At 73.0% G+C, this 15386-nt stretch carries 16 protein-coding genes; 2 read left to right on the top strand and 14 right to left on the bottom strand.

Going from position 1 to position 15386, the window contains the following annotated elements:
• Window positions 1-33 precede the first annotated feature (33 nt).
• The 5 genes from EV684_RS10650 to EV684_RS10630 form a co-directional block, all read right to left on the bottom strand.
• Window positions 34-615: an acyltransferase gene (locus tag EV684_RS10650; protein ID WP_132647009.1), complete on the bottom strand. Its 582-nt coding sequence runs from the start codon at window positions 613-615 to the stop codon at window positions 34-36.
• Window positions 612-1898, bottom strand: coding sequence for an MATE family efflux transporter (locus tag EV684_RS10645; protein ID WP_132647007.1), 1287 nt, complete (start codon window positions 1896-1898; stop codon window positions 612-614). Before EV684_RS10645 ends, EV684_RS10650 begins: the two co-directional genes overlap by 4 nt.
• Window positions 1899-1914: 16 nt before the next feature.
• Window positions 1915-3000, bottom strand: coding sequence for a DegT/DnrJ/EryC1/StrS family aminotransferase (locus tag EV684_RS10640; RefSeq protein WP_132647005.1), 1086 nt, complete (start codon window positions 2998-3000; stop codon window positions 1915-1917).
• Complete coding sequence (locus EV684_RS10635) at window positions 2982-3557, bottom strand: acyltransferase (protein ID WP_132647003.1); 576 nt, start codon at window positions 3555-3557, stop codon at window positions 2982-2984. The genes EV684_RS10640 and EV684_RS10635 overlap by 19 nt, the downstream gene beginning before the upstream one ends.
• 65 nt (window positions 3558-3622) lie before the next feature.
• Window positions 3623-4687, bottom strand: coding sequence for a Gfo/Idh/MocA family protein (locus EV684_RS10630; RefSeq protein ID WP_132647001.1), 1065 nt, complete (start codon window positions 4685-4687; stop codon window positions 3623-3625).
• A gap of 54 nt (window positions 4688-4741) precedes the next feature.
• Here EV684_RS10630 and lysS point away from each other — a divergent pair, with 54 nt between their 5' ends.
• Both lysS and EV684_RS10620 read left to right on the top strand, forming a co-directional pair.
• Window positions 4742-6220 carry a lysine--tRNA ligase gene (lysS, locus tag EV684_RS10625; RefSeq protein ID WP_132646999.1) on the top strand — a complete coding sequence of 493 codons (1479 nt, stop codon included), beginning with the start codon at window positions 4742-4744 and terminating at the stop codon, window positions 6218-6220.
• Between the two features lie 41 nt (window positions 6221-6261).
• Window positions 6262-6807, top strand: coding sequence for a PNPOx family protein (locus EV684_RS10620; RefSeq protein WP_132646997.1), 546 nt, complete (start codon window positions 6262-6264; stop codon window positions 6805-6807).
• A gap of 1 nt (window position 6808) precedes the next feature.
• On the opposite strand, the gene EV684_RS10615 is transcribed toward EV684_RS10620, so the two are convergent.
• From EV684_RS10615 to thiM, 9 genes are all read right to left on the bottom strand, one after another.
• Complete coding sequence (locus tag EV684_RS10615) at window positions 6809-7603, bottom strand: enoyl-CoA hydratase (RefSeq protein WP_242478553.1); 795 nt, start codon at window positions 7601-7603, stop codon at window positions 6809-6811.
• Between the two features lie 66 nt (window positions 7604-7669).
• Window positions 7670-8764, bottom strand: coding sequence for a DUF3108 domain-containing protein (locus tag EV684_RS10610; protein ID WP_132646995.1), 1095 nt, complete (start codon window positions 8762-8764; stop codon window positions 7670-7672).
• Window positions 8764-10479, bottom strand: a complete 1716-nt coding sequence (locus tag EV684_RS10605; protein WP_132646993.1) for a M61 family metallopeptidase — start codon at window positions 10477-10479, stop codon at window positions 8764-8766. Before EV684_RS10605 ends, EV684_RS10610 begins: the two co-directional genes overlap by 1 nt.
• Before the next feature lies 1 nt (window position 10480).
• A complete protein-coding gene (locus EV684_RS10600; protein WP_132646991.1) occupies window positions 10481-10915 on the bottom strand; it encodes a DUF3429 domain-containing protein in 435 nt (144 codons plus the stop codon).
• Between the two features lie 23 nt (window positions 10916-10938).
• On the bottom strand, window positions 10939-11670 hold the full coding sequence (locus EV684_RS10595; protein ID WP_132646989.1) for a DsbC family protein: 732 nt from the start codon (window positions 11668-11670) through the stop codon (window positions 10939-10941).
• Entirely contained in the window at window positions 11667-12809 is a 1143-nt protein-coding gene (locus tag EV684_RS10590; protein ID WP_132646987.1) for an FAD-dependent monooxygenase, read from the bottom strand. Before EV684_RS10590 ends, EV684_RS10595 begins: the two co-directional genes overlap by 4 nt.
• Before the next feature lie 63 nt (window positions 12810-12872).
• Entirely contained in the window at window positions 12873-13715 is an 843-nt protein-coding gene (thiD, locus tag EV684_RS10585) for a bifunctional hydroxymethylpyrimidine kinase/phosphomethylpyrimidine kinase (RefSeq protein WP_132646985.1), read from the bottom strand.
• Window positions 13712-14377: a thiamine phosphate synthase gene (thiE, locus tag EV684_RS10580; protein WP_132646983.1), complete on the bottom strand. Its 666-nt coding sequence runs from the start codon at window positions 14375-14377 to the stop codon at window positions 13712-13714. The genes thiD and thiE overlap by 4 nt, the downstream gene beginning before the upstream one ends.
• Complete coding sequence (thiM, locus tag EV684_RS10575; RefSeq protein ID WP_132646981.1) at window positions 14370-15200, bottom strand: hydroxyethylthiazole kinase; 831 nt, start codon at window positions 15198-15200, stop codon at window positions 14370-14372. The genes thiE and thiM overlap by 8 nt, the downstream gene beginning before the upstream one ends.
• Window positions 15201-15386 lie beyond the last annotated feature (186 nt).

The following is a 15386-nucleotide window of genomic DNA, read 5'->3' as shown; positions in this document are numbered from 1 at the left end:
ACGCTCGGGCGCGCGGCTGGAGGACCGCCGCCCTCAGGAACCGCCCGCGCCGGTGCGCCGCACCCACTCGTCGTAGTCGGCGCGTGCGTCGGGATGCGCCGCGAACCAGGCTTCGTCGGCTTCGCGCGTGTCACCGATCACCCGCGCCGGCTGGCCGGCGACGATCGCGAAGTCGGGCACCTCGCCGCTGACGTAGCTGAAGGCGCGCACCAGCGCGCCGCGGCCGATGCGGCTGCCCGGCGCGACAACGCTGTGCGAGCCGAGGAAGCTGTAGGCGCCGATCGAGGTCGGCGCACGCCGGTAGCCGGGCGGGTCGGCCTCGCCCCAGTAGCTGCGGCCGGCCAGGCGCACCGCCTGGTGGCTGGAATGGCTCAGCACGACGCAGTGGGTGGAGATCTGGCAGCCCTCGCCGATCGTCAGCCCGCCCGAGGCGTCGATGAAGTTGAACGGGCCGATGTAGACGTGGTCCTCGATCTGCAGGCGCTCGGGCGCCTCCAGCCGCGAAGCCCCGCTGATGCGCGTGTGCGCCAGCCAGACGCCGTCGCCGCGGCGCCAGCCGTAGAACATGCGCGGGCCGAACAGCGTGCGCCACCAGCGCTGCAGCGTCTCCTTCATCGCCCTGGACCTCCGGTGCGGGATGCTAGCGCCCGCAGGCCGTCGGCCCAGTGGCGGCCCGGGCGCAGCACCGTCGCCAGCGGCCAGCCGGCGGCGGCGGCGAAACGCCGCGCCAGCAGCAGCACCGAGATCCCGTAGGCGACCGACGCCGCCAGCGCCGCCCCGGCCGCACCCCACTGCGGCACCAGCAGCACGGCCAGCGCCGCGTTCAACGCCAGCGAGCCGGCGGCGATGCGCGCCGGCACCTGGGGCTGGCCGGCGTGGTTGGTGAAGAAGGCCGACATCGCCGACGCGCCGCCGAAGGCCAGCACGCCGGGCAGCAGCAGCGCCAGCGGCAGCAGGCTGTCGGCATAGGCCGGCCCCAGCGCGCGCGGCAGGATCAGCGCCGCCGCCGCCCAGAGCAGCGGCGCGGCCACCAGCAGCGCCAGCCAGCTGAGGTGCAGCGCCCGCAGCGTCGTCTGGGCCGCGCGCTCGCGGTCGGGCGTGCCGATGCGGCCGTAGACGGCCTGGGTCAACGAGCCCGAGACGAACCACAGCAGCTCGGCGACCATCACCGCGATCGAATAGACGCCGGTGGCCGACAGCCCCAGCGTGCGCTCGACGACGAACAGGCCGACGCGGTAGTTGGCCAGCGAGACGAGGTTGGACAGCGCGATCGTCGCGACGAAAGGCAGCTCGGCGCGCAAGGCGCCGAGGTCGGGCGAGGCCAGCCGGCCGCGGCGCGCCAGCAGCCCCAGCAGCACGAGCCCGACCGTGACCTTGGCCGCCACCCAGCAGGCCAGCAGCGCCGGCAGCGCCAGCGCCTGGGCCAGCGCGACGGCACCCAGCGCGGCCAGCGCGATGGCCGGCGGCGCCACCGAGACCAGCGCCATCGGCGCCATGCGCCCTTGCCCCAGCCAGAGCCCGGCGACGTTGGGTGCCAGCAGCAGCAGCGGCGCGGCCAGCGCCAGCATCCACAGCGAGGCGTAAGCCGGCGGGCCGACACGCGAGAACAGCCACAGCCCCAACCCGGCCACGGCGCCGGCGGCGACGCAGGCCAGGACCACCGCGCCCAGCAGCGCCGGCGAGGATTGGCCGTGGTGCGAGACACGCCGCGCCAGCGCGATGCCGAACCCGGACATCAGCGCCAGCAGCAGGCCTTCGACGCTGGTGAACAGCGCGAACACACCCTGCTGCTCGGTGCCCAGGCGCGCGGCGACCGTCGTCAGCGCCAGCACCAGGCCGACGGCGGCCAGCCGGGCCACGAGGTTGATCGCGGTGCCGCGGGCGACGGCGCGGCTCATCGGGGTGTGCGGGAGTTCAGGCCAGCGCGCGGCGCAGCGCCGCGACGACGGTGTCCTGGTCGGCCTCGCTGAGGTCAGCGCTCATCGGCAGGCTCAGCACCCGCTGCGCCAGGCGCGCGGCCACCGGGCAGGCGTCGGGCGTGGCGTAGGCGGCGTAGGCCGGCTGGTGGTGCAGCGGCACCGGGTAGTGCACGGCGGTCGGCACGCCGGCGGCTTTCAGCGCCGCCTGCACGGCTTCACGTCCGTCGACCATCACCGTGTACTGGGCGTAGACCGAGTTGCGGTCGGGCCGCACCGTGACCTGCTCGACGCCGGCCAGCCCCTCGCGGTAACGCGCGCCGATCGCCGCACGGCGCTCCAGCTCCCAGTCGAAACGCTCCAGCTTGGCGAGCACGACGGCGCACTGCAGCGTGTCCATGCGGCCGCCGACGCCCAGCCGGGTGTGGCGGTAACGTGCGCTCTGGCCGTGCACGCGGATCTCGCGCGCCGCCTGCGCCAGCCGGTCGTCGCTGGTGAACAGCGCGCCGCCGTCGCCGTAGCAGCCCAGCGGCTTGCTCGGGAAGAAGCTGGTGGCGCCGAAGGTCGACAGCGCGCACGAGCGCCGGCCGCGGTAGACGGCGCCGAAGCTCTGCGCCGCGTCCTCGATCACCGCCAGCCCGTGGCGCGCGGCGATGGTGTTGATCTCGTCGAGGTCGGCGACCTGGCCGTACAGGCTCACCGGCACGATGGCCTTGGTGCGCGGGCCGATCGCCGCCTCCAGCCGCGCGACGTCGAGGTTGGCGGTGTCGGGCTCGACGTCGACGAAGACCGGGCGCGCGCCGGCGAGCACGATGGTCTCGGCCGTCGCGGCGAAGCTGAACGGCGTCGTGACGACCTCGTCGCCGGGCTGCAGGTCCAGCGCCATCAAGGCGATCAGCAGCGCCTCGGTGCCGCTGGCCACCGTGATGCAGTGTTTCGTGCCGGCGAAGGTGGCGAGCGCGGTCTCGAGCTCGGCGACTTCGGGGCCCATGATGTACTGGCCGTGGTCGAGCACACGCTGGATGCGCGCGTCGATCGAGCCCTTCAGCGCCGCGTACTGCGACTTCAGGTCGGTGAACTGCATGGAATGAGGGTGTCGCCGTCGAGGCGGTAGCGTTCGCCGGTGGCCGGACATTCGGCCTCGCCGTGGCCGCTGGGCGGCAGCGCCAGGCGTTCGCCGTGGCGGCTCATCCAGCCGATGCGGCGCGCCGGCACGCCGACGACCAGCGCGTACGGCGGCACGTCGCGGCTGACCACGGCGCCGGCGCCGACGAAGGCGTATTCGCCGATCGTCGTGCCGCAGACGATGGTGCAGTTGGCGCCCAGCGTCGCGCCGCGGCGCACCAGCGTGCGCCGGTACTCGTGCTTGCGCGGCACGGCGGAGCGCGGGTTGAAGACGTTGGTGAAGACCATGCTCGGGCCGCAGAAGACGTCGTCCTCGAGCGTGACGGCGTCGTAGACCGAGACGTTGTTCTGGATCTTGACGTTGTCGCCGATGACGACGTCGTTGCCGACGTAGACGCCCTGCCCCAGCGAGCAGCCGGCGCCGACGCGCGCACCACCGCAGACATGGGCGAAGTGCCAGACGCGCGTGCCCTCGCCCAGCGTCGCGCCGTCGTCGATGATCGCGCTGTGGTGCACCGCCTCGCCCCCTCTCCCGCTCGCGGGAGAGGGGGCCTGACCGCGAGAGTCGGCGGGCGGTTGCATCAGAACACCAGCGGCAACCCGACGCGGCAGCCGTCGCGCGCGCTGCGGTAGGCGGCGATGATCACTTCGAGCGAGCGCAGGCCTTCGTAGCCGTCGACCTCGGCGCTCTTCTCGCCGCGCAGCGTGCCGATCACGTTGTCGTAGTACAGCGGGTGGCCGGGGCCGTAGACCGAGGGCGCGGCGTAGCTGGTGTTCTTCACCGCCTCGTCCTCGGGCGCCGGGGTGTCGAACTGCCAGTGCTGGATCTGGTTGACGGCAACGCCGCCGATGCGCACCGTGCCGCGCTCGCCGAGGATGGTGATGCTGCCCTCGAAGTTCTTGCCGTGGGTGAGCATCGTCACGTTGATCGAGGCCAGGCCGCCCTTGCGCAGGCGCAGCGACATCACGCCGGTGTCCTCGGCCTCGATGTCGCGGCCCAGCGTCGCGGTGTAGGCGTGCACGTTGTCGACCGGGCCGACCAGCCAGTCGACCATGTCGACGTAATGGCTGGCCTGGTTCAGGAAGGCACCGCCGTCGAGGTCCCAGCGGCCGCGCCAGGGCGCGTCGTCGTAGTAGCTCTGCGGGCGGGTCCAGAAGACGTTGACGACGACGCAGTGGATGCGGCCGAAACGCCCGGCGTCGACCGCGTGCTTCAACAGCTGCATCGTCGGGTTGAGCCGGTTCTGCTTGACGACGAAGAGCTTGACGCCCTCCTCGCGGCAGACGCGCACCATCTCCATGCCTTCGTCCCACTTGGTCGCCATCGGCTTCTCGGTGAGCACGTGGCGGCCGGCGCGCGCGGCCTTCATCGCCTGGCGCGGGTGCAGGCCGCTGGGCGTGGCCAGCGTGACGATGTCGCAGTCGCTGGCCTCGAGCAGTTCGTCGAGGCTGGCGTAGCCGGCGGCGCCGGTCTTGGCGACCGCGGCGGCGAGCGCTTCGGGGCGGTTGTCGCAGACGGCGACGAGTTGGGCGCGTTCGGCGTGCTGGCGCAGCGCCTCGACATGATTGGCCGAGATGCGGCCGCATCCGACCAGCGCGAAGCGGATCGGGCGCTGCACGATCGGCAGGCAGGGGCTGACTTTCATCGAACCGGGCATTCTAGGCTGCGCCTAAAATTGCGGCACATCACCGGGCCCCCCATGACCGACGACAACCAACTGATCGCCGAACGCCGCGAGAAGCTGCAAGCCATCCGCGCCGCAGGCGTGGCTTTCCCGAACGACTTCAAGCCCCGCCACCACGCCGCGGACCTGCACCACAAACACGGCCAGGTGCCCAACGAGGAGCTCGAGCCCCAGGCCGTCACGGTGTCGGTGGCCGGTCGCATGATGCTCAAGCGCGTGATGGGCAAGGCCTGCTTCGCGACGCTGCAGGACGCCACCGGCCGCATCCAGCTCTACGTCACGCAGGACGCCGTCGGGCCCGAGACCCTGGCCGCATTCAAGCGCTGGGACCTGGGCGACATCCTCGGCTGCGAAGGCACGCTGTTCCGCACCAAGACCGGCGAGCTGTCGATCAAGGCGACCAGCGTTCGCCTGCTGACCAAGAGCCTGCGGCCGCTGCCGGACAAGTTCCACGGCATGACCGACCAGGAACAGAAGTACCGCCAGCGCTACGTCGACCTGATGACCGACGACACCGCGCGTTCGCGTTTCGTCGCCCGCAGCAAGGCCGTCAGCTCGATCCGCCAGTACATGGTCGAGCACGGCTTCCTCGAGGTCGAGACGCCGATGCTGCATCCGATCCCGGGCGGCGCGAACGCCAAGCCCTTCGTCACGCACCACAACGCGCTGGACCAGGAGATGTTCCTGCGCATCGCGCCCGAGCTCTACCTGAAGCGGCTGCTGGTCGGCGGCTTCGAGCGCGTGTTCGAGATCAACCGCAACTTCCGCAACGAGGGGATCAGCGTCCGGCACAACCCCGAGTTCACGATGATGGAGTTCTACGCGGCGTACTGGACGCACCACGACCTGATGGACTTCACCGAACAGGTCCTGCGCCACGCCGCGCGCGCCGCCACCGGCAGCGCCACGCTGAGCTACGCCGGCCGCGAGGTCGACCTGGCCCAGCCGTTCGCGCGGCTGTCGGTGCGCAACTCGCTGGTCGTGCACGCCGGCGTCAGCGAGAGCGAGGCCGACGATGCCGCGGCGCTGCACGCGAAGCTGAAGGCGCTGGGCGAGGAGCCGCCTGCGCACTGGACGCTGGCCGAGCTGCAGTTCGGCCTGTTCGAGGCCGCGGTCGAGGACAAGCTCTGGCAGCCGACCTTCATCATCGACTATCCGGTCGAGGTCTCGCCGCTGGCGCGTGCCTCGGACAGCAACCCGTCGATCACCGAACGTTTCGAGCTCTTCATCACCGGGCGCGAGTACGCCAACGGCTTCTCCGAGCTCAACGACGCCGAGGACCAGGCGGCACGTTTCCAGGCCCAGGTGGCGAACAAGGACGCCGGCGACGAGGAGGCGATGTACTACGACGCCGACTTCATCCGCGCACTGGAGTACGGCATGCCCCCGGCCGGTGGTTGCGGCATCGGCATCGACCGGCTCATCATGCTGCTGACCGACAGCCCCAGCATCCGCGACGTGATCCTGTTCCCGGCGCTGCGACGGGAGGCCTGACGCGACGACGGTGGCGAGTCGGCAGCGGGAGACGAAGAAGAATGAACGAACGCCTGCACGACCTCGCCGCCATCGAGGACGCCGTCTGGCACGAACTGGGCCGCGCGACCGACTCGGCCCACGACTGGCACGTCGGCGTGCTCGCCACCACCGACGGCCAGCGCGCCGACGCCCGCAGCGTCGTGCTGCGCGAGGTCGAGCCGGCGGCGCATTCGCTGATCGTCTACACCGACGCGCGCAGCCCCAAGGTCGCGCACGTCCAGACGCATCCCGAAGGCGTGCTGGTGCTGTGGTCGGCGACCCGCGGCTGGCAGTTGCGCGCCCACGTGCACGTGACGGTCGAGACCACGGGCCTGGCCGTCTGGTCGCGCTGGGCCAGGCTGATGATGACGCCTGCCGCGCAGGACTACCTGTCGCCGCTGCCGCCGGGCAGCCGCATCGTCAAGCCGGTGCCCGAACGCGGCACCCGCGCCCACTTCGCGATGATGACGATGCGCGTCGATGCGCTGGACTGGCTGGAGCTGCACCCCGAAGGCCAGCGCCGCGCGCTCTTCGACGCCGACGGCGGGCACTGGCTGGCGCCCTGAGCTAGCGCTGCCTGAACGCCGGCTTGCGCTTGGCGACGAAGGCCGCCATGCCTTCCTTCTGGTCCTCGGTGGCAAACAGCGCGTGGAACAGCCGGCGCTCGTAGCCCAGGCCGTCGGCCAGGCCCGCCTCGAAGGCGCGGTTGACGCACTCCTTGGCCATCATCACGCTCGGGCCGCTCTGGGCGTTGATCAGCTCGGCGGCGGCCAGCGCCTCGTCGAGCAGCGCGGCCGCCGGAACGATGCGCGACACCAGCCCGGCGCGTTCGGCCTCGGCGGCGTCCATCAAACGGGCCGTCAGGATCATGTCCATCGCCTTGGCCTTGCCCACCGCCCGCGGCAGGCGCTGCGTGCCGCCGGCGCCGGGGATGATGCCGAGCTTGATCTCCGGCTGGCCGAACTTCGCCGTGTCGGCGGCGATGATGAAGTCGCACATCATCGCCAGCTCGCAGCCGCCGCCGAGCGCGAAGCCGGAGACCGCGGCGATCACGGGTTTCCTCACGCGCAGGATGCGCTCCCAGTTGCGCGTGATGAAGTCGCCCTTGTAGGCGTCCATGAAGCTGAAGCCGGCCATCGCCGTGATGTCGGCGCCGGCGGCAAAGGCCTTCTCGCTGCCGGTGATGACGATGCAGCCGACCGTGTCGTCGGCGTCGAAGGCGGCGAGCGCGTCGCCGAGCTGGTCCATCAGCGCATCGTTCAGCGCGTTGAGCTGCTTGGGCCGGTTCAGCGTGAGGAGCGCGGTGCGGCGTTCGCCGTCGCCACGCAGTTCGGTCAGCACCAGCGGTTCGGGGGTCGTCATGCGGCGGTCTCCTGTTGTCGGTGAAGCGCCCGTGCGGGCTCGGCGCCGACTATGCCGCAAGCGCGTTCAGGTCGGCGCCGACTGGCGCGGCAGCTGGCGGATCAGCAGGTCGACCCAGGTGTCGTCGTCCTGGCGGATGAGGATGCGCACCGGCAGGTACTGCAGCGTCGGCGCGACCCACATCTCGGCCGTCAGCTCCTTGCCCGGCCGCGGCGCACGGCGCGGTTTGACATGCAGCGTCTCGAGCTCGCCGAAACGCGTGTGCAGCGTCTCGTGGCCGATGACGTCGTAGGTCCAGAGGTCGGCGCGGCGAGGCAGGGCCAGCGGCAGCTGCACCGATCGCCCCGGCTGCAGCAGCGCCGGCTGGGTCGTGAACAGCCAGGTGAGCTGCACGAACTGGCTCGCGCTGTCCTGCACGCCGGGCAGCCGCGGCGCCTCGCGTCCGTTGGCGAAACGGATGAGCTCGTCGCCGAACAGCACCGTCTGGTGCTTGGGGTCGCGGAACGCGGCACGAGTCGTCTCGTCGTAGCGCCTCGGGCGCAGGCCGTGCTCGGTGACCTCGCCGTCGCTGGACAGCCGGCGCGTGACCAGCGGCGCGAACGACGGGCCGATCGTCACCTCCAGGTGCACCTGGTAGCGCGCGCCTTCGCGCAGCCACTCGACGGTGGCCTGGCCCTGCACCGGGCCGCGGTAGTTGCCGCTCAGGTCGTAGGCCAGTTGCGTCGACGGCGGCCAGTCGAAGGGTTCGGCATCGGGATCACCTTCGGCCATGGCCGGGGCCGAGGCCGCCGAGGCCGGCAGCGGCACCGGGTCGGCCTGCGCCAGCGCCTCGTCGCCGATCGGTGGCAGCGACTCGGAGGCCGGGGCCGCCTCGGCCATCACCGGCTCGGGCGCGGAGGGCGCCGAAGCCGGCGCCGAGGCCGCCTCGGCGACGACCGGCGCACGGCGCGGCTTGGGCCGTGCGGCCGGTGCCGGCGGGGGCGGGGGCGGCGCGGCGGGCAGCAGGGTCTGCACGAAGCTGACGTCCAGCGGCTTGGGCGGCGGGTCGTCGTTGCCGCCCCAGCCCGTGCGCAGCACGGCGTCGGCCAGCTGCAGATGCACGGCGACGAGCGCCAGCGCCAGCGCCGCCAGCGCCGCCCGCCGCCGCGTGCGCCGCTCCATCAGCCGCCCAGCCAGTCCTTGCGGCGCGCCAGCGCCACGGCCGGGGCGCTGGTGTCGGCAGCCAGGCTGACGGTCGGCGAGGCCGCGGCACCGGGCACCAGTCGGAGCCGGTGCAGGCGCTGGTCGCGTGCGACCAGCAGCTCGAACGGCGCGTCGGCCGGCAGCCACTGCAGCACGTCCTCCAGCCGGCGCAGCCGCCAGCCACCGGCGGCCAGCAGTTCGTCGCCGGGGGCGAGGCCCGCGGCTTCGGCGGCACTGCCGCGCAGCACCTGGCGCACCACCGAGCCGGACGCGCCTTCGGCGAGCCGCAGCCCCAGGCGCTGCGCCAGCGTGCCGGCGCCCAGCTGCGTCGCGACGCCGAAGCCGGCCAGCGCCTCGGCCACCGGCAGCTCGCCGGTGCCGTGCACCCAGTCGGCCAGCTCCTCGGCGAGACCGGGTACGCCGTCGGCCAGCGCGGCCACCAGATCGGCCTCGTCGACCGGGCGTTCGGCGTGGCGCTTCCAGAGCCGGCGCATCGCCTCGTCCAGCGAGCTGCCGGCGGCGCGCCGGCGCAGGTCGACGAGCAGCGCGACCAGCGCCCCCTTGGCGTAGTAGCTGACGGTCGCGTTGGGCGTGTTCTCGTCGGCGCGGTAGTAGCGTGTCCAGGCGTCGGCCGCGGCCTGCGCGACGCTCTGCACCTGCCGGCCCGGCGTCGCCAGCACGCCGGCGAACTGCTTGCCGAGCAGCGCCAGGTAGCGGTCCCGCGTGATCTGGCCGGTGCGCAGCAGCGACAGATCGTCGTAGTAGGACGTGAAACCCTCGAAGAACCAGAGCAGCGAGGTCGGCGCCTCGCGGCCCAGGTCGGCACCGACCAGCGCACGCGGGCGCAGCCGCTTGACGTTCCAGGTGTGGAAGTACTCGTGGCTGAACAGCCCGAGCAAGCCGACGTAGGCATCCCCCGGCTCGGCCTCGCCGCGGCGCGGCAGGTCGCGGCGCGAGGCGATCAGCGCCGTGCTCGCGCGGTGCTCCAGGCCGCCATAGGCGTCCTCGGCGGCGTGCAGCAGGAACAGGTAGCGCGAGAACGGCGGCTTGCCACGCACGCCGTGCCAGAAGCGGATCTGCCAGCGGCAGATGCGCTCGATGTCGGCCAGCAGGCGCTCGCCGTCGAAACTGGGCCAGGCGCCGTCGACGGCGATCTCGTGCTCGGCCCCGGCGACCTCGAAACGCCCGCGCCAGAAGCGGCCGAAGGCGAACGGGTGGTCGATGGCCTCGTCGTAGTCGGCGGCCTGCCAGCGCCGCCGGCCGGCGGCCGGCATCGCGGTGGCGACCTCCCAGCCCGCGGGCAGCGGGCCGAGTTCGATCAGGTGCGGCTCGTGCTCGCGGCCTTCGGCGCGCAGCAGCCCGCTGGTGCCGTTGAAGAAACCGCGCGTGCCGTCGAGGAAGGCGCCACGCACCGACGGGTCGTTGGCGTAGACGGTGGCGGTGACGACCAGCGCCTCGGCGCCGTCGCAGCGCGCCAGCCAGCTGGTCTTGTCCAGCGGTTCCAGCACGAGCTCGCGCTCACCCTGGCGCGCCTGCAGCCCGACCAGGTGGCGCGCGAAGTCGCGGATCATGTAGCTGCCCGGGATCCACGCCGGCAGCGCCAGCCGCTGCGCCGCCGCCGGCCGCGGCAGCGTCAGCGTGACGCGAAACAGGTGGGCGTTGAGGTCGGCGAACTCGATGCGGTAGCGCGGCATCTCAACTCCCCGCGCCGGCAGCGCCGAGGAAGCAACTGAGCGACGCGATCGCGCTGAGGCGGAAGCGCAGCGTCAGCCAGTGGCCCATGCCGTGGCGCGGGTAGACGCCGCGGTCGACGAGGTAGCAGACGACGAGCATCACGCCGAGCACGACGAGGCCGGCATTGGCCGGCATCATCACGCCGGCCCAGGCCACCAGCGGCGGCACGACGCCGTTGACGAAGAGCCGGCCTTCGGGCTGCGCCTCGCGGAAACCGATGCCCCAGTGGATGCCGCCGAGGAAGGACACGACGGTGGCGGCGTAGGCGGCCAGAGACAAGGTCGCGTAGGGCAGCACCTCGGGGTGCACGAGCCAGATCAGGGCGGCACCGAGCACGAAGGGCACGAGCCCGGCGTAACCGAGCCGCAGCGCGGCGGGAGACAGCGTGGCAGTCATGCGGCGATTGTCGCCGCCGGACGTCAACTCTTCCGGGCGGCGGCCGCCAACAGCTTCTCGACCTGGTCGATCGGGATCGCACCCGGCTTGCGCGTGCCGTCCTCGAAGACCACCGCCGGCGTGCCGTTGATGCGGTGGCGCTGGCCGAGCGCGACGTTGCGCGCCAGCGCGCCGGCGTCGCAGGCGCCCATCGCCTTGGGCGGCACGACGTTGTCCAGCATCCAGGCGCGCCAGGTCTTGGCCGGGTCCTTGGCGCACCAGATGTCGCGCGACTTGGCGTTGGAGTCCGGCCCCAGGATCGGCATCAGGAAGGCGTGGATCGTCAGGTCCTTCACGCCGGCGAGGTCACGCTCGAAACGTTTGCAGTAGCCGCAGTTCGGGTCGACGAAGACCGCGACCTGGCGCTTGCCGCTGCCCTGGCGCAGCGTGATCGCGTCCTTGAACGGCAGCTTGGCGAAGTCGATCGCCGTCAGCTGGTCCTGGCGCGCCTCGGTCAGGTTGCTCAGCGTCTTGGTGTCCAGGATCGAGCCCTGGATGATGAACTCGCCCTTGGCGTCGGCGTAGAGGATCTCGGTGCCGCCGTAGCGCACCTCGTAGAGGCCGGCGATCGGCGCCGGGCGCACCTCGTCGATCCTGGGCATCGTCGGCAGGCGTTCGGCGAGCGCCTTGCGGATCGCGGCTTCCTGCGCCGCGGCGCTGCCGCAGGCGAGCACGGCGGCGGCGGCCAGGGCCAGCCGCGCGGTCGTCGTCTTCATCGGGGTTCCTTCGAAACGGCGGGGGGACGGTCCAGCGCCCGCTCGGTGAGAAAACGCTTGAGCGGCGGCAGACGGTTCACCAGATCCAGGCCGCGGTTGCGAAGTTCCCTGAGCAGCGGTTCTTCGCTCGCGAACAGGTGCAGCAGCGCGTCGGTGAGCTGGCCCATCGCACGCGTCGGCAGCTCGCGTTCACGGGCGTAGCGGCGCAGCAGCTTCTCGTCGCCGAGCGTCCTCCACGGTTCACGCCCGGCAATCGCCGCCGACAGCGCGGCGACGTCGGCCAGGCCCAGGTTCAGCCCCTGGCCGGCCAGCGGATGCACGACGTGGGCGGCGTCGCCGACCAGCACCCAGCCCGGGCCGCAGAGGCGTTCGGCGCGGCCGAAAGCGAGCGGGAAGTCGGCGCGCTCGCTGGCCAGGCGCAGCGGGCCGGCAGCGCCGCCGCTGGCTTCGGCCAGCGCGGCTTCGAAACCGGCGTCGTCCAGCGCCATCAGTTCGGCCGCCCGCGCTTCGGGCACCGACCAGACCAGGCCGTAGCCGTGCCCGGCGCGCGGCCGGTCGAAGGGCAGCAGCGCCAGGATGTCGGGCGAACGGAACCACTGGCGCGCCAGGCCGGCGTGCGCCTGATCGGTCTGAAGCCGGGCGCAGACCGCCCGCTGGCCGTAGGGATGCAGCGCCATCTTGACGCCCAGGCGCTCGCGTGTCGGCGAGGCCTTGCCTTCGGCGAGCACGATCAGCTCGGCGGGCACCTCGGTCGTCACACGCTCCAGATGCGGCGCAAAACGGGCGGCGGTGCCCAGCGCGTGTTCGAGCTCGGCGGCGTCGACGATCCAGGCCAGGGCGTCGGCGCCCTGCGACCAGGCCGAGAAATCGAGCGAGTTGCCCGGGACGTCGCCTTCGACACGCATGTCGTGCACCGGCGTGCGGGCATCCGGCGGCAGCGCGTCCCAGACCCGCAGCGACTGCAGCAGCGCGACCGAGGCGGCGTTGAGCGCGTAGGTGCGGATGTCGGCGCGGCCGGCTGGCGCCACCGGCGGCGCGGCGCCGAGCAGCGCAACCCGCAGGCCCTGGCGGGCGAGGGACAGAGCACCGGCCAGCCCCACGGCGCCGGCGCCACGGACGAGGACGTCGCAGGAGGCCATGCGGCGGATTGTAGGGAGCGGGCCGCGCGCGCCGGGTCGACGCCGCGCAAGCCCGCGACGGCGTCACAGCGCGATCAGCCGCATCGGCTCGGGCGCCGCGCCGTGGTTCAGCGGCCCGCTGCCGGCGCCGGTGCGCACCGCCGCGCCGGCGGCCAGCGCCCGGCGCACGTAGGCGTGTGCCGTCTGCACCGCCGCCTGCAGCCCGTCGCCCAGCGCCAGGCGTGCGGCGATCGCCGACGACAGCGTGCAGCCGGTGCCGTGCGTGTTGGCGCTGGCGATGCGCGGCGCACGCAGCCAAAGCCGGAGACCGTCGCGCGTGGCCAGCAGGTCGGCGACCTCGTCGCCCGGCAGATGGCCGCCCTTGAGCAGCACCGCCGGCGCGCCGCGCGCCAGCAGTTCGTCGGCCGCCGCCGCCATGCCGGCTTCGTCGTCCAGCCGGCGGCCGGTCAGGAAACCGGCTTCGTCGAGGTTGGGCGTGACCAGCGCGGCGCGCGGGAAGAGCTCGGCGACCAGCGCCTGCACCGCGTCGTCCTGCAGCAGGCGCGAGCCGCTGGTGGAGATCATCACCGGGTCCAGCACCACCGGCGCCAGGCGGTGGGCGTCCAGCGCGGCGGCGACGGCGTGCACGATCTCCGGCGCGTGCAGCATGCCGATCTTCACCGCGTCGGCACCGATGTCCTCGGCGACGGCGTCGATCTGCGCGCGCAGCATCGCCGGCGGCACGCCTTGGATCGCACGCACGCCCAGCGTGTTCTGCGCCGTCAGCGCGGTGATCGCCGTCATGCCGTAGGCGCCGAGCGCGGCGACGGCCTTCAGGTCGGCCTGGATGCCGGCGCCCCCGCCGCTGTCCGAGCCGGCGATGATCAGCACCCGCGCGTAGCGGTGGGTGAAGGGCGGCGGCGTCATCGGGCGCCCTCCGCGACGGCCTGCGCCAGCTCGCGCGCCGCCACTTCCGGGTCGGCCGCCGAGCAGATCGCGCTGACGACGGCGACGCTGTCGGCGCCGTGCGCGATCGCCTGCGCGGCGTTGCCGGCGTGCAGGCCGCCGATCGCGACCAGCGGCAGGGCCGTCGCCTCGCGTGCCGCGCGCAGGCCCTCCAGCCCCCAGGGCGGCGCGGCGTCGGTCTTGGTCGCCGTCGCGAAGACCGGGCTGGTGCCCAGGTAGTCCAGCGGCAGCGCGGCGGCGCGGCGCAGGTCGTCCAGGGTCTCGACCGACCAGCCGATGAAGACCTCGGGCGGCAGCAGCCGGCGCGCGTCCTCGACCGGCATGTCGCACTGGCCCAGGTGCACGCCGTCGGCGCCGCAGGCCAGCGCGACGTCGACGCGGTCGTTGACGACCAGCGGCACCCGCAAGGGCGCGAGCAGCGCCTTCAGCGCCCGGGCGCGTTCGACGAAGGCGCGTGTGCCGAGCTGCTTCTCGCGCAGCTGCACGCAGCGCACGCCGCCGCGCACCGCGGCGGCGACGACCTGCTCCAGCGGCCGGCCGCCGCACAGCGCTTCGTCGGTGACCAGCATCAGCCGCAGCGCCTCGACGCCCCAGCCGTGCATCGGGATGCGGCGCTCAGTCATCGACCAGCCTCGCCCGCGCCAGGAAACCGGCTTCGTCGACCAGCTGCAGCGCGTCGACCAGCAGCGCAGCCATCGTGCCGACGCCAGCGCCGCGCGCGCGCGCCTGCTCGGCGGCGATCTCGCCGGCCACGCCCATCAGCGCGGTGGCCGCCGCGGTGGCGCGCCAGGCGTCGGGCTGCACGGCGCAGAAGGCGCCGACCAGCGCCGTCAGCGAGCAGCCGACGCCGGTGATGCGCGTCATCCATTCGTGGCCGTTGCCCAGGCGCAGCACACGCCCGTCGGGCGCGACGACGTGGTCGACGGCGCCGCTGACGCAGACCACGGCGCCGTGGTTGGCCGCCAGCGCGAGCGCCGGCGCCAGCGCGGCTTCGGCACCGGCGCTGCTGTCGACGCCGCGCGTGGCCACGGCCTCGCCGGCCAGGCTCATGATCTCCGAGGCGTTGCCGCGGATCGCCGTCGGCCGGCCGGCGGCCAGCAGCGCTGCCAGCGTGCGGTTGCGGTAGGCGGTGGCGCCGGCGCCCACCGGGTCCAGCGCCACCGGCACGCCACGCGCGTTGGCCGCACGCAGCGCCATCGTCATCGCCTCGACGGCGTAGGCGTCGAGCGTGCCGATGTTGATGACCAGCGCCTGGGCGATGGCCACCATGTCCTCCAGCTCCTCGTGCGCCTGGGTCATCACCGGCGAGGCCCCGGCGGCCAGCAGCACGTTGGCGTTGAAGTTGGTGACCACCACGTTGGTGATGCTGTGCACGAGCGGGCGGCGCTGCCGCACGGCGTCGATGTCGGCCCAGAGATCGCGGGCCTGGAGCGTGGTTCTTGCCATGACGTCCTTGAAACGAAATGGCAGGTCGGCCGGCTCCGGAAGCGGCGGCGCAGCAGCACGGCGGCAACCCTTCCGGACTCGACTTCCCTGCGCGAGGATTACCTCAATCAGGTTCTAAGGGACTCTCTCAGCCGGCCTGGCCGTCGGACGACGGCGGGGCCAGCACCCCCAGCGAGACCGCGCACG

The sequence above is a fragment of the Rubrivivax gelatinosus genome (genome assembly GCF_004340905.1).
Lineage (GTDB): Bacteria > Pseudomonadota > Gammaproteobacteria > Burkholderiales > Burkholderiaceae_C > Rubrivivax > Rubrivivax gelatinosus.
Note: the sequence above shows the minus strand (reverse complement) of the source record. Positions and strands in the feature narration are given on the sequence as shown.

Bases quoted from the DNA above. Each gene is read 5' to 3' on its own strand.
- EV684_RS10590 (WP_132646987.1), bottom strand. From the start codon at position 12,809: ATGGCCTCCTGCGACGTCCTCGTCCGTGGCGCCGGCGCCGTGGGGCTG.
- EV684_RS10630 (WP_132647001.1), bottom strand. From the start codon at position 4,687: ATGAAAGTCAGCCCCTGCCTGCCGATCGTGCAGCGCCCGATCCGCTTC.
- EV684_RS10600 (WP_132646991.1), bottom strand. From the start codon at position 10,915: ATGACTGCCACGCTGTCTCCCGCCGCGCTGCGGCTCGGTTACGCCGGG.
- thiE (WP_132646983.1), bottom strand. From the start codon at position 14,377: ATGACTGAGCGCCGCATCCCGATGCACGGCTGGGGCGTCGAGGCGCTG.
- EV684_RS10595 (WP_132646989.1), bottom strand. From the start codon at position 11,670: ATGAAGACGACGACCGCGCGGCTGGCCCTGGCCGCCGCCGCCGTGCTC.
- EV684_RS10610 (WP_132646995.1), bottom strand. From the start codon at position 8,764: ATGGAGCGGCGCACGCGGCGGCGGGCGGCGCTGGCGGCGCTGGCGCTG.
- EV684_RS10645 (WP_132647007.1), bottom strand. From the start codon at position 1,898: ATGAGCCGCGCCGTCGCCCGCGGCACCGCGATCAACCTCGTGGCCCGG.
- EV684_RS10640 (WP_132647005.1), bottom strand. From the start codon at position 3,000: ATGCAGTTCACCGACCTGAAGTCGCAGTACGCGGCGCTGAAGGGCTCG.
- EV684_RS10605 (WP_132646993.1), bottom strand. From the start codon at position 10,479: ATGCCGCGCTACCGCATCGAGTTCGCCGACCTCAACGCCCACCTGTTT.
- thiM (WP_132646981.1), bottom strand. From the start codon at position 15,200: ATGGCAAGAACCACGCTCCAGGCCCGCGATCTCTGGGCCGACATCGAC.
- EV684_RS10650 (WP_132647009.1), bottom strand. From the start codon at position 615: ATGAAGGAGACGCTGCAGCGCTGGTGGCGCACGCTGTTCGGCCCGCGC.
- lysS (WP_132646999.1), top strand. From the start codon at position 4,742: ATGACCGACGACAACCAACTGATCGCCGAACGCCGCGAGAAGCTGCAA.
- EV684_RS10620 (WP_132646997.1), top strand. From the start codon at position 6,262: ATGAACGAACGCCTGCACGACCTCGCCGCCATCGAGGACGCCGTCTGG.
- EV684_RS10615 (WP_242478553.1), bottom strand. From the start codon at position 7,603: ATGACGACCCCCGAACCGCTGGTGCTGACCGAACTGCGTGGCGACGGC.
- thiD (WP_132646985.1), bottom strand. From the start codon at position 13,715: ATGACGCCGCCGCCCTTCACCCACCGCTACGCGCGGGTGCTGATCATC.